The following is a 12,811-nucleotide window of genomic DNA, read 5'->3' as shown; positions in this document are numbered from 1 at the left end:
TAATATGTCTATTTTTTGAACTAGGAGGCTCCCTATGAGTGATAACATACCGAAGAAAAAGCCTGGAAGACCCAAAATAACAATTGAAAAGAATGTAACGAGGGAGCAAATTTTGAAAACTTCAGCTCATCTGTTTATGACATATGGATATGAAAGTGTCTCAATGGAACAAGTCGCAGAAGCAAGCGACGTAACAAAAGCTAGTGTTTATTATTACTTTAAAAATAAAGCAAACTTGTTCACGGTATCTGTATCAAGTATGTTTGAGCGTATTACCATACAAACAGAGCGGCTGTTACAAAGTTCCAAAGGATTAAAAACGCGATTATATGAAGTCACGTTAGACCATCTTCAAAGACCACACATCGACTTTGAAACACTATTAACCGAAGCTACTTCTTCACTTACAGAAGATCATATAAAGAAAATTCGCGGGTCAGAAAAAGCCGTGCATCAAGCACTGGAAAATATTTTCAAACAAGCAATGGAAGACGGTGATATCGTTCAGAGGAACCCTCTTCTCCTTACCCATGCATTTTCAACAGTCACTATGATTCGAAATAAAAAAGAATTAATCAATGAACTAGGAGGACCCGAAAAAACCGCTCAGTCTTTAGTGGATCTTTTTTGGGAAGGGATTAGTCCAAAGTGAAGGCACTATCCTTTTTAATAAAAAAGACAACTAACCTTATAAGGTTAGTTGTCTTCTTTTAAAATAAGCTTTGCTACTGATTCCACATGTGTCGTATGAGGGAACATATCAACAGGCTGCACTTCCACCGTTTGATAGCCGCCTTCTTCAAGAATCTTGAGGTCACGCGCCAAGGTTGCCGGGCCACATGATACGTAGACGACTTTCTTTGGCTTCATTTTAAGAATTGTTTTTAATAGTGCTTCGTCACAGCCTTTTCTCGGCGGATCAACGACGATTACATCCGCTTTGATGCCTTGCTTGTACCAGTTAGGAATGACAACTTCAGCTTCTCCCACTTCAAACTCAGCGTTATCAATGTTGTTTAGCTTAGCGTTGCGCTTAGCGTCTTCAATCGCTTCGGGAACGATTTCTACTCCGTATACCTTCTTGGCTTTTTGCGCTAAAAACAGAGAGATTGTCCCAATTCCGCAATATGCATCAATCACCGTTTCTTCACCTGTTAAGTCCGCATACTCAAGTGCTTTGTCATAAAGTACTTTCGTTTGCTCTGGGTTTACCTGATAAAATGACTTGGCTGAAATAGCGAACTTAACGTCACCGATATAGTCATAAATATATTCTTCGCCCCAAAGTACGTTTGTTTGATCACCCAGAATAACGTTTGTGCGCTTTGTATTGACGTTTTGAACGATTGATTTCACATTCGGCACGGCTTTAACGATTTCTTCAATGATGTGCTTTTTGTTTGGAAGCTCGCTTGTGCGAGTAACAAGCACAACCATAATTTCTCCCGTCGTTAAGCCGTAGCGAGCCATGATGTGGCGAATGGTTCCTTTGTGTTTTTGCTCATGATAAGCGGGAACATTGTACTTTTCAAGAATGCTTTTAACAACTTGAACAACATCATCGTTTTCTTGCTGTTGAATTAGGCACATGTCCATATCAATGATGTCATGGCTGCGCTGCTGATAGAAGCCAGCCACTAAGCCACCGTCTCGATTTGCAACAGGAACCTGCGCTTTATTACGGTAGCGCCAAGGATCTGTCATACCCATTGTTGGTAGCACCGGCACGTTTGGCAGGTGGCCAATTCTTTCCATTACCCCTTGGACCTGCTTTTGCTTAAACGAAAGCTGGCCTTCGTAACTTACGTGCTGAAGCTGACAGCCTCCGCACTGCTTATACACAGGACAGGGAGGTTCTACGCGAGCTTCGCTCACCGTACTGTGATTCATAAGTTTTCCAAACGCATAGCCTTTTTTTACTTTTATTACTTTCACTTGGCCGCTTTCGCCAGGCAGTGCGTTCTGAACAAAGATTGGAAAGCCGTTTACTTTGGCTACGCCTGAACCGTCATGTGTTAAATCTTCAAACGTAACATCTATATAATCATTTTTTTCAACTGGTGGTGTTAACTTTTCCATTTATCGTACATCCTTTGTATTTAAAAATGCTGAACTGATTGTACCACATCGATTCCCTTTACACAAAAGTCGTTTCCATAAAAAAAGATCGCAGTTAGGCGATCTCATTTTTCTCCATTAATTTCGCTGTCTCTTTTGGGACAAAAACTTCTACATGTCGATATAAATTGACAAATTCCCCAGGCAATAATCCACCGTATTCCCCATCAAGGTTCAGCTGCATCTTATCGTTTGTATGAATCTTAACGCGATTTGCTTTTGTATAAATAATATGGGGGTCATTGATGTGCTCTCCGCGTAGCGCTAATGTAGCAATACGAATAAACTCAGCTAAGTTAGCTTTTTTCAAAATAATTAAATCAAACATTCCATCATCTAAAGAGGAATCTGGCGCTAGCTTCTCAAAGCCTCCAACCGAATTTGTTAAAGATACTAGAAACATCATAATATCTCCGCTAAAAAACTTGCCATCATACTCAATTTCAACCGTGGTTGGCTTAATTGAAGGCAGCATTTCCATTCCTTTTAAGTAGTAAGCAAGCTGACCCAGCATTGTTTTTAACTTACTCGGAACTTCATACGTAAGCTCTGTTAAGCGGCCACCGCCTGCAATATTTACAAAGTGATGCGTCTGTCCTTCGTTGGTAACTGCACCTAGATCAATCGCTTTTGGTACACCGTTAATGATAACATCAACCGCTCCTTCAATCGTACGAGGAACGTTAATTGCACGAGCAAAGTCATTGGTTGTTCCTACTGGAATAATCCCTAGCTGAGGTCGATAGTCTTGTCCAGCAATGCCGTTAATAACTTCATTAATCGTTCCATCACCGCCAGCAGCAATGACGATATCAAATTTGCGCTCCACTGCTACCTTAGCAGCTTCTGTCGCATCACCAGCACAGGTAGTTGCATGACAAGACGTCTCATAACCAGCTTGCTCTAGCTTTTGAAGTACCTCTGGTAAATTCTTTTTAAAAATTTCACGCCCCGATGTCGGGTTATAAATGATTCTCGCTCTTTTCATTTTCATCATCCTAATAATGATAATTTATCAAAATCCAAACCAATTCAATATCTACATTATATACATCTGCATAATCTCTATTCCAAAATAAGACCCCCTCTTAAAATAGCAGCTACAATTTTACGAGGGGGCAGTCATCACATGATGTAAAGAAATTAACGGTCGCTAATTAGCGCTTTTTAATTTCTTCTAATAAAATTTTGTTAACCATTGGAGGGTTGGCTTGACCTTTTGACGCTTTCATAATTTGCCCTACTAAGAATCCAATTGCACGGTCTTTACCATTTTTGAAATCTTCAATTGATTGAGGATTTGCATCTAACGCATCCGTTACGAACTTGCGTAGCGTTGCATCGTCAGAAATTTGCACAAGGCCTTTTTCTTTTACGATTTTTTCTGCGCTTCCACCATTTTCAATTAACTCTTTGAAGACTTTTTTCGCAATCTTAGATGAAATTGTGCCTTCTTGAATTAACTTAATCATGCCAGCTAAACCTTCTGGAGTTAATGCTACATCAGCTAACTCTTTTTGGTTTGAGTTTAAGTATGCTGATACTTCACCCATTAACCAGTTAGAAGATAACTTCGCGTCTCCGCCAGCTTCAATCGTTGCTTCAAAGAAATCAGACATTTCTTTTGTTAGCGTTAATACCATTGCATCATAAGCAGGTAACCCAAGTTCTTCAACATAACGTTTCTTACGAGCATCTGGAAGCTCTGGAATTGACGCACGGATGCGCTCTTTCCACTCATCATCAATATGAAGTGCTACAAGGTCTGGCTCTGGGAAGTAACGGTAATCATCCGATCCTTCTTTTACACGCATTAAGAGTGTTTCGCCTGTTGATTCATCAAAGCGGCGTGTTTCTTGCTCAATGATTCCACCAGCTAATAATACTTTCTCTTGGCGCTTTTCTTCATGCTCAAGACCTCGACGTACGAAGTTGAAAGAGTTTAAGTTCTTTAACTCTGTTTTTGTACCGAACTTCTCTTGTCCAACTGGACGTAGAGAAATATTGGCATCACAGCGAAGTGAACCTTCCTCCATCTTACAATCAGATACGCCTGTGTATTGGATGATAGATTTTAATTTTTCTAAGTATGCGTAAGCTTCTTCCGGAGAACGCATATCTGCTTCTGATACGATTTCAATTAAAGGCGTACCTTGACGGTTAAAGTCTACTAGAGAGTAACCATCACCTGTATGTGTTAATTTACCCGCATCTTCTTCTAAGTGAAGTCGGTTAATACGAATACGCTTTGTTTCACCGTTTACTTCAACTTCAATCCAACCGTTTTCACCAATTGGTTTATCAAATTGAGAGATTTGATAAGCTTTTGGGTTATCCGGATAGAAATAGTTTTTACGGTCAAACTTTGTATCTGTTGCGATTTCACAGTTTAATGCAAGAGCTGCTTTCATCGCGAAGTTAACCGCTTCTTTATTTAGAACTGGCAGTACGCCAGGATATCCCAAGTCGATAACGCTTGTGTTCGCATTTGGCGCTGCTCCGAACGCGTTTGGACTTGCTGAGAAAATTTTAGATTGTGTCTTAAGCTCAACGTGTACTTCAAGACCGATAATCGTTTCAAAGTTCATCTTCTTCTCACCCCTTACAGTGCTGGTTTCGCTTTATGATGCTCAGTTGCTTGTTCGAATGCATGAGCGACGCGATAAATTGTGCTTTCATCAAAATGCTTACCGATAATTTGCAATCCTAATGGTAATCCGTTCGCAAGGCCACAAGGCACAGAGATACCTGGTACGCCTGCAAGGTTTACTGGAATTGTTAAAATATCATTTGCATACATTGTTAACGGATCATCTGTCTTTTCACCAATTTTGAACGCTGGTGTTGGCGTTGTAGGACCAATGATAACGTCATAGTTTTCAAATACAGATTCGAAATCTTCCTTAATAAGCGTACGTACTTGCTGTGCTTTTTTATAATAAGCATCATAATAACCTGAGCTTAACGCAAATGTACCAAGCATGATACGGCGCTTCACTTCGTTACCAAAGCCTTCGCTACGCGTTTGCTTGTACATTTCAAGTAAGTTTTCAGCATTATCTGTGCGGTATCCATAACGTACACCGTCAAAGCGAGATAAGTTTGCAGAAGCTTCTGAAGAAGACAGTAAGTAGTATGTTGCTAAGGCATACTTAGAGTGTGGTAATGAAACCTCTTCCCAAGTTGCGCCAAGGCTTTCTAATACTTTTAATGCATCCAGTACAGATTGACGAGCTTCTTCTCCAACACCTTCACCTAGATATTCTTTTGGTACAGCAATTTTAAGGCCTTTAATATCGCCAGTTAAAGCAGATACATAGTCTGGAACATCTACATTTGCAGAAGTTGAATCCATTGGGTCAACGCCTGAAATCGCTTGAAGTAAATATGCATTATCTTCAACTGAGTTTGTGATTGGTCCGATTTGATCTAAAGAAGATGCAAATGCAACAAGACCGTAACGAGACACGCGTCCGTATGTAGGTTTTAATCCAACCACACCGCAATAAGCCGCTGGTTGACGGATTGAACCACCCGTATCAGAACCTAGTGAGAATGGTACTTCGCCAGCTGCAACAGCTGCTGCTGAACCACCGCTAGATCCACCCGGTACATAATCTAAATTCCACGGGTTACGAGTTAATTGTAGGCCAGAGTTTTCAGTTGAAGAACCCATTGCGAACTCATCCATATTTAATTTACCAATCGTTACTGCTTCAGCTGATTGTAGCTTTTGAACAACTGTTGCGTCATAGATTGGATCAAAGTTTGCTAGAATTTTACTGGAGCACGTTGTGCGTAAGTCTTTTGTTACGATGTTATCTTTCACACCGATAGGCATACCAAATAACAAACCAAACTCATCTTTCGTTTGTAGCGCTTCGTCTAGTTGTTTTGCGTAAGCACGAGCGTTATCCTCGTTTAGTGCTAGGAAAGCACCCACTTTATCATCTACTGCGTTAATACGCTTATACGATTCTTCTACTAGGTCTTGTACACTTACTTCTTTGCTATGAAGAAGCTTATGTAATTCTGAAAGTTTACGATCAAATAATGACATCGTAAAGCCTCCTTTCTTATTCTAAAATAGTTGGTACGCGGACGTATCCATCTTTATGATCTGGCGCGTTTTTCGTTACATCTTCAACAGGTAATCCTTTTGCTGGCTTGTCCTCACGCATTACGTTTTTCACGTCTAGTACGTGTGAAGTTGGTTTTACGTTTGTAGTATCCAATTCATCTAACTGCTCAGCGTATGTAATGATTGCATCTAATTGCTTCGTAAATAGAGCTGCTTCTTCATCTGTTACAGCTAATCTAGCTAAATGTGCAACATGTTTTACTTGTTCAACAGAAATTCTTGACATGTTCGTTCACCTCCGAATATTCGTCCCACTACAATATACTGATAATACCAAACTTCACTAGCATCAAGCAACATTTCTGAGAGCAGTTCCATAAATATAAAATCTTCCTTTTAAAATGATAGGGGTTACACTCTATATTCCTCTAGAAAAGGGATTTTTCTCCTGGACTTATTTAGAGTTTTTATTCCTTTTCTTCTAAATGAATAGCTCGTTGACATATATATTAATAACCTCTTCATAAGTTTCTTAATCAGAAGTATAGGGGTAAATAAAAAGGTCGAAAATGAATATGACCGCTAGTAAGGAGTGTGAACATACCATGAATCCATTACTCATTTACTCGACTATTCATAAGCGTCCTGTCTACCAAGAGTGTCAAAACTGGTTTGTGCTAGATGAAGAATTTTCATTTGACTTGCACAGCCTGCAAAAAGAAGTATTCTCATGTCTTAACCGAAAGTTCACAACCCCAGTTGTGTTTTGTGACTCTTGTGAAGCCAATAAGATTGTTTCTGAACTTGGAGAAGAAGAGGCAGAATTCCTTCAATATGCATCCGCCGTTTATTGGAGGGAAGTTGGCATCATTTTTATATTTAATTTTGAGGAGTACTTACCTTTGATTGAAATAATCTTTCATGAATTGCGTCATGTGATGCAAGAAGATATTCCTTTTTTTAAAAAGCAGTTTGAATTTGATAAAAAGTTGCCATATGAAGAGCGAAAAACTGAAAAGGATGCATTTCAATATGCTAAGAGTCACCTGCAAAAATTCATGAAATCTCACCAGGACACACCTTTTTTCTCACAATGAAAAAGCCGCTCAGGTGAGCGGCTTTTAACTTAGTTTTCGTAAATATGCACGGTTGGCGTTTCTTGATCAGGCTTACGGATAATCAGTGCTTCCGGACCGTTTACAGACGTAATGGAAATGCTTGTTTCCATATAGTCTGGGAAATGATCAAGCATTAATCCAGCAACATACTGAGTAAACCCAACAATTTCACCTTTTCCGTAAAATTGAATTGGGATTTCAATGGACATTCTCTGCATCTGACCATCGATATAATGACCTTTCCCTACTACACTTGTAAAGTTCGGGAAGTAATCTTCAATTTGTGCTTTGAATTCATTAAACTTCATTGCATCATCGCGATAGTCTTTATCGGCAGCAGATGACGGGAATAGGTAATACTTTTCATCAACTTTATCCCAGCCGTTCACTGAGTTACGTCCTTTGCCAGCTTGGCCAACGCTAATGAAGTTCCCAGGTGTTAAAGAAGATTTTGGATTTTGCTTAAAGATTGCCACCGTGATTGGCACTTGTTCTAGTCCCTTCTTTTTACGCATACGATCCACGATGGTATTTGCTATCTCTTTGCCTCGCTCTTCAATTTCTTTATCATCCAGCTTAACTTCACGAGCGTATCCATCTTCTTGCGTATAGTAGTGGACAGAGTTCATTGCCAGACCAATAACTACCCCGCCAAGCGCAACTTTATCGTCACCGTCTTGAACTAAGTAGTTTTGCTCCGTAATGTGAGCCAAATACATGGGGCTTCTTTCATTTCGTGCTTTTAAGTCTCCATCACCCGTATCGGCTGGATTGAGACCTTCATTCTTTAATGAATCACGATCATTTTCCTTTGTCTTATCCTTTAGTTCTTTAAACTGCGCGTCTGTTTTCTTACGGCTTAACCATGAACGAATCGTCTCTTTGTCTAGATATTGCCCTTCTTGGAACACATATTTGTCAGGTGAAAAATCATCTTGCGCTAGACGCATTAATCCTGTTTCAAACTCTTGAATATCAAGGCGATTATTCATATTCGCTGCTACAAGGCCTCTCGCTACTCCCGGTTTATAAGGAAGAATTGTTCGGTAATACTCATCTGAAATGCTGTATTTTGGGATAACAGCTTTTTCATTTTTATCATCTGTTTGTTGAACAATCTCTTCCTCTTTCGAAAAATTAGGTGTACATGCTGAGGTTATAAGCATGACCATAAGAGACAGTAAAAATATCTTTTTCAACTATACACACCTCTTATTTGTTTAATTCAATAAGTAACCTCGCTTCGTCCCACACTTCAATGCCAAGCTCATTTGCTTTAGCAAGTTTAGAACCTGCGTCTTCCCCCGCAATGACAAGGTCTGTTTTCTTACTTACACTACCTGTTACTTTTCCGCCTAAAGCTTCAATCTCCGCCTTTGCTTCACTTCTACCTAACTCTTCTAATTTACCAGTTAAAACAATCGTTTTACCAGCAAAAACAGAATCAGACTCTTCTACATTGACTGGTTTTGGACCTTTATACGTCATGTTAACGCCGGCTTCTTGAAGCTCGCTCAACAGCTCTTGCACTTCTTCTTGTGAAAAGTATGTAACGATTGCATCGGCCATCTTGTCACCGATCTCATTAATTGTCACTAACTCATCATACGTTGCTTTTTGCAACTTGTCCATCGTATCAAATTGTTGTGCTAGGGTTTTTGCTGCTTTGGCACCAACGTGACGAATGCCTAGACCAAATAGCAACCTTTCAAGAGAATTCTCTTTAGAAGCTTCAATGGCTTTTAACAGATTATCCGCTGATTTCTCACCCATTCGCTCAAGCTCAATTAGCTGCTCTTTTGTTAGTTCGTAAAGATCCGCTACGTCTTTGATTAACTCTACTTTAAAGAGTTGAGTAATCACTTTCTCACCAAGACCATCAATATTCATTGCATTGCGAGACACAAAGTGAATGAGCCCTTCACGAATTTGAGCTGGGCAGCTTGGATTAATACAGCGAAGCGCTACTTCTCCTTCCAAGCGAACAAGCTCACTCTCACATTCCGGGCAGTGAGTTGGCATCGTAAATTCTTGCTCGTTGCCTGTTCGCTTTTCAGTAATGACATTCACAACTTCTGGAATAATATCACCGGCTTTTTTAATAACTACTTGGTCGCCGATGCGAATGTCTTTTTCACGAATCAAGTCTTCATTGTGTAAAGATGCGCGCTGCACGGTCGTACCGGCAACCTGCACAGGTTCTAAAATGGCCGTCGGCGTAATAACACCTGTACGTCCAACCGTGAGCTCGATATCTTTTAGAGTTGTTACAACTTCTTCTGCAGGAAACTTATAAGCGATTGCCCAACGCGGACTTTTTGCCGTTGTACCAAGCTCAATCTGTTGCTCAAACGCATCGACTTTAATAACAATCCCATCGATATCATAAGCAAGAGATGGGCGTTTTTCCTGCCAGTTTTCAATGTAAGCAAGAACTTCTTCAATGGTAGCACATTTTTGACGCTCTTTATTTGTTTTAAAACCAAGATGGTCTAAAAGGTCTAAGCTTTCACTATGAGCTTCTACTTCCTGCTCACCCGCATCCGTCATTGCATACACAAAAATATCAAGATTTCGCTTTGCTGCAATTTTAGGATCTAACTGACGCAGTGAACCAGCAGCGGCATTACGAGGGTTTGCAAACGGAAGCTCTTCATTTTGAATCTTAGCTTCATTTAATTTTTCAAATGACTTTCTCGGCATGAATGCTTCTCCGCGCACTTCCATTGTCACCGGGTCTTTTACACGAAGAGGAATTGAACGAATTGTTTTCAGATTCTCGGTGATGTCTTCACCAATCGTTCCGTCTCCACGCGTAGCTCCACGTACTAGGTAGCCATCCTCGTAAAGTAAAGAGATTGCTAAGCCATCGATTTTCAACTCGCATACATAGGAAAAATCATCTCCTACGGCTTGGCGAATACGACGATCAAAATCACGCAAATCCTGCTCATCAAACGCATTGCCTAAGCTGAGCATCGGCGTGCGGTGCTCAACCTTTTGAAAGGCATCAAGCACCTGGCCGCCAACGCGCTGAGTAGGAGAATCTTGCGTTTTCAACTCTGGAAATGCTTCTTCTATTTTAATCAGCTCGTTCATTAAGCGGTCGTATTCCGCATCCGGAACTGTTGGCTGATCTAATACATGATACTCATAGTTATAGCGATTTAAAAGCTCATGCAACTCTTGAATTCTTTGTTTGCTCGTTTCAAGATCCATATCCTTACTCCTTTTTCACACATTATACTTTTGTTACGGGTGCAAATTTAGCCAACAGACGCTTTACTCCCACTGGACTTGGAAACGCAATGTCCAATTCTTTTGAGTCTCCTTCCCCTTTAACGCTAACCACTGTACCGATACCCCATTTTTTATGCTCCGCTTTGTCGCCAACACCCCAGCCAATTGATTCGCCACCGGTAGACGTGAGCGTTGTTTTTGCAACGGCCGCTTGTCTGCGAGCAGCATATGGTGATGCGCTTCTTCCACTTGGCTGCATCGGTGATTTCTTCGCTTCATTCAGCGACTCGATTAACTCAGATGGAATTTCGCTAATAAAGCGTGATGCCGGGTTAACGTTTGTCTTACCGAATAGTGTGCGCATTTGTGCGTTTAATAAGTAAAGTTCTTGTTCCGCACGCGTAATTCCAACGTATGCTAAGCGACGCTCTTCTTCCATTTCCATATCTTCAAAGAGCGAGCGGCTGTGTGGGAATACGCCTTCTTCCATACCAAGTAAGAACACAACCGGGAACTCAAGTCCTTTTGCAGAGTGAAGAGTCATTAAGATAACTTGTTCGTTCTCATCTTCCTCTTCATCAAGCTGGTCGATATCAGCCACAAGCGCCAAGTCCGTTAAGAACGCGACTAAGCTTTTATCTTCGCTTGCTTCTTCAAAGGTTTTCGTAACAGATAAAAACTCATCAATGTTCTCTAAGCGACTTTGAGCTTCGATTGTTTTTTCCGTTTTGAGTGACTCTCGATAGCCCGTTCGCTCAAGCACTTCTTCCACAAGCTCTGTTACGGACATGTAATCCTGCATTTGAGCTAAGTTATCAATCATTGCTTGGAAATCTCGAAGCGTATTCGTTGCTTTGCCGGTTACCCCAATTAGCTCTACTTCATCAAGTGCTTTAAAGATTGAAATATCATGGGTTAGTGCATAGTTTGCTACTTTATCAACAGACGTTGCTCCTACGCCTCTCTTTGGTACATTCACAATGCGCGTTAAGCTAATATCATCATCTTGGTTTGCGATTAAGCGTAAGTACGCCAAAATATCTTTAATCTCTTTACGATCGTAGAACTTAATCCCACCGACGATTGTATAGTTAATATTCGATTTTAATAATACTTCCTCCATCACACGCGACTGAGCGTTCGTGCGATATAGAATGGCAAAATCGCTATATTTGCGTTTACCAGCATCTACGGCTTCTTTAATTTTACGCGCTACAAATTGAGCCTCATCATGCTCGCTCATTGCCTGATAGCGATAAAGCTTTTGGCCATCCACGTTTTCTGTCCATAAATTTTTCGATTTTCGGTTCATGTTGTTGGCAATAACTTCGTTCGCTGCTGCTAAAATATTTTTTGTTGAACGATAGTTTTGCTCTAATAAAATAACCGATGCCTTTGGATAGTCCTTTTCAAAAGAAAGAATGTTGGTAATATCCGCGCCGCGCCAGCGATAGATAGACTGATCTGAATCACCGACTACGCACACATTTTCAAAGCGCGCCGCTAGCAATCGAACAAGCATATACTGCGCATGGTTTGTATCTTGATACTCATCAACGTGAATATATTGAAACTTACGCTGATAGTAAGTGAGTACTTCTGGCACACGCTTAAAGAGCTGAATCGTCGTCATAATTAAGTCATCAAAGTCCAGCGCTTGATTTTTCTTAAGGCGCTTTTCATACTTTGTATACACCGTGCTCACGACTTCCTCGTAAGGACCCGCAGCTGTTTTTGCAAAGTCATCCGCTGTTTTTAACTCATTCTTTGCAGAACTGATGCTTCCTAGCAATGATCGTGGATCGAATTTTTTCGGATCTAGGTTTTCTTCTTTTAAGACGTTTTTAATAACCGATAACTGGTCTGTTGAATCGAGAATAGTAAAGTTTCGATTATAACCAATTCTGTCAATGTCTCGGCGTAGGATACGCACACACATGGAGTGGAACGTCGAAATCCAAATATCTTCTGCTACTCCACCAACGATTGCACTAACACGCTCTCTCATCTCACGAGCCGCTTTGTTTGTAAACGTAATCGCAAGGATATTCCAAGGCGCCACTTCTTTTTCAGCCATTAGATACGCGATGCGATGCGTGAGCACACGCGTCTTTCCGCTTCCTGCGCCGGCCATGATTAACAGCGGACCATCTGTTGTTTTTACCGCTTCTTTTTGCTCTGGGTTTAATCCCGTTAATAACTTTTCACTTAGAAAATTCATCATTTCACCGCCTAATCAAACATATGTTCTATT

The 12,811-nt window shown here is 40.6% G+C and carries 10 protein-coding genes; 2 read left to right on the top strand and 8 right to left on the bottom strand.

The features are described 5' to 3' along the window. Positions 1 to 34: 34 nt before the first annotated feature. A complete protein-coding gene (locus LZP85_RS00145; protein ID WP_025907616.1) occupies positions 35 to 652 on the top strand; it encodes a TetR/AcrR family transcriptional regulator in 618 nt (205 codons plus the stop codon). A gap of 44 nt (positions 653 to 696) precedes the next feature. Here LZP85_RS00145 and rlmD read toward each other — a convergent pair whose 3' ends face one another. The 5 genes from rlmD to gatC all read right to left on the bottom strand — a co-directional run bounded on the left by rlmD (position 697) and on the right by gatC (position 6,485). Next, positions 697 to 2,079 (bottom strand): 23S rRNA (uracil(1939)-C(5))-methyltransferase RlmD, encoded by a 1,383-nt coding sequence (rlmD, locus tag LZP85_RS00140; RefSeq protein WP_206782807.1) that lies wholly within the window; start codon positions 2,077 to 2,079, stop codon positions 697 to 699. Positions 2,080 to 2,173: 94 nt separating this feature from the next. Beyond that, entirely contained in the window at positions 2,174 to 3,106 is a 933-nt protein-coding gene (locus LZP85_RS00135; protein ID WP_025910459.1) for a diacylglycerol kinase, read from the bottom strand. 169 nt (positions 3,107 to 3,275) lie between these two features. Further along, positions 3,276 to 4,706 carry an Asp-tRNA(Asn)/Glu-tRNA(Gln) amidotransferase subunit GatB gene (gene gatB, locus LZP85_RS00130; RefSeq protein WP_094911262.1) on the bottom strand — a complete coding sequence of 477 codons (1,431 nt, stop codon included), beginning with the start codon at positions 4,704 to 4,706 and terminating at the stop codon, positions 3,276 to 3,278. A gap of 14 nt (positions 4,707 to 4,720) precedes the next feature. Beyond that, positions 4,721 to 6,178, bottom strand: coding sequence for an Asp-tRNA(Asn)/Glu-tRNA(Gln) amidotransferase subunit GatA (gene gatA, locus LZP85_RS00125; RefSeq protein ID WP_025910461.1), 1,458 nt, complete (start codon positions 6,176 to 6,178; stop codon positions 4,721 to 4,723). Between the two features lie 16 nt (positions 6,179 to 6,194). After that, positions 6,195 to 6,485, bottom strand: a complete 291-nt coding sequence (gene gatC, locus LZP85_RS00120; protein WP_094911260.1) for an Asp-tRNA(Asn)/Glu-tRNA(Gln) amidotransferase subunit GatC — start codon at positions 6,483 to 6,485, stop codon at positions 6,195 to 6,197. Positions 6,486 to 6,804: 319 nt separating this feature from the next. On the opposite strand from gatC, the gene LZP85_RS00115 reads away from it, so the two are divergent. Further along, a complete protein-coding gene (locus LZP85_RS00115) occupies positions 6,805 to 7,296 on the top strand; it encodes a DUF3920 family protein (RefSeq protein WP_025910463.1) in 492 nt (163 codons plus the stop codon). Positions 7,297 to 7,325: 29 nt separating this feature from the next. Here LZP85_RS00115 and LZP85_RS00110 read toward each other — a convergent pair whose 3' ends face one another. Genes LZP85_RS00110 through pcrA form a run of 3 tightly spaced genes read right to left on the bottom strand, consistent with a single transcriptional unit; the run spans position 7,326 to position 12,778 of the window. Next, positions 7,326 to 8,516 (bottom strand): CamS family sex pheromone protein, encoded by a 1,191-nt coding sequence (locus LZP85_RS00110; protein WP_206782806.1) that lies wholly within the window; start codon positions 8,514 to 8,516, stop codon positions 7,326 to 7,328. A 13-nt stretch (positions 8,517 to 8,529) separates the two neighbouring features. Further along, a complete protein-coding gene (gene ligA / locus LZP85_RS00105) occupies positions 8,530 to 10,536 on the bottom strand; it encodes an NAD-dependent DNA ligase LigA (protein WP_226639385.1) in 2,007 nt (668 codons plus the stop codon). A gap of 22 nt (positions 10,537 to 10,558) precedes the next feature. Beyond that, positions 10,559 to 12,778, bottom strand: coding sequence for a DNA helicase PcrA (gene pcrA, locus LZP85_RS00100; RefSeq protein WP_226639443.1), 2,220 nt, complete (start codon positions 12,776 to 12,778; stop codon positions 10,559 to 10,561). Positions 12,779 to 12,811 lie beyond the last annotated feature (33 nt).

Source organism: Priestia flexa, assembly GCF_021441905.1.
GTDB classification, from domain to species: Bacteria; Bacillota; Bacilli; order Bacillales; family Bacillaceae_H; genus Priestia; species Priestia flexa.
The sequence above is the reverse complement of the archived record's forward strand: the minus strand, read 5'-3'. Positions and strand labels throughout refer to the sequence as shown.

Bases quoted from the DNA above. Each gene is read 5' to 3' on its own strand.
- LZP85_RS00145 (WP_025907616.1), top strand. From the start codon at position 35: ATGAGTGATAACATACCGAAGAAAAAGCCTGGAAGACCCAAAATAACA.
- rlmD (WP_206782807.1), bottom strand. From the start codon at position 2,079: ATGGAAAAGTTAACACCACCAGTTGAAAAAAATGATTATATAGATGTT.
- LZP85_RS00135 (WP_025910459.1), bottom strand. From the start codon at position 3,106: ATGAAAAGAGCGAGAATCATTTATAACCCGACATCGGGGCGTGAAATT.
- gatB (WP_094911262.1), bottom strand. From the start codon at position 4,706: ATGAACTTTGAAACGATTATCGGTCTTGAAGTACACGTTGAGCTTAAG.
- gatA (WP_025910461.1), bottom strand. From the start codon at position 6,178: ATGTCATTATTTGATCGTAAACTTTCAGAATTACATAAGCTTCTTCAT.
- gatC (WP_094911260.1), bottom strand. From the start codon at position 6,485: ATGTCAAGAATTTCTGTTGAACAAGTAAAACATGTTGCACATTTAGCT.
- LZP85_RS00115 (WP_025910463.1), top strand. From the start codon at position 6,805: ATGAATCCATTACTCATTTACTCGACTATTCATAAGCGTCCTGTCTAC.
- ligA (WP_226639385.1), bottom strand. From the start codon at position 10,536: ATGGATCTTGAAACGAGCAAACAAAGAATTCAAGAGTTGCATGAGCTT.
- pcrA (WP_226639443.1), bottom strand. From the start codon at position 12,778: ATGAATTTTCTAAGTGAAAAGTTATTAACGGGATTAAACCCAGAGCAA.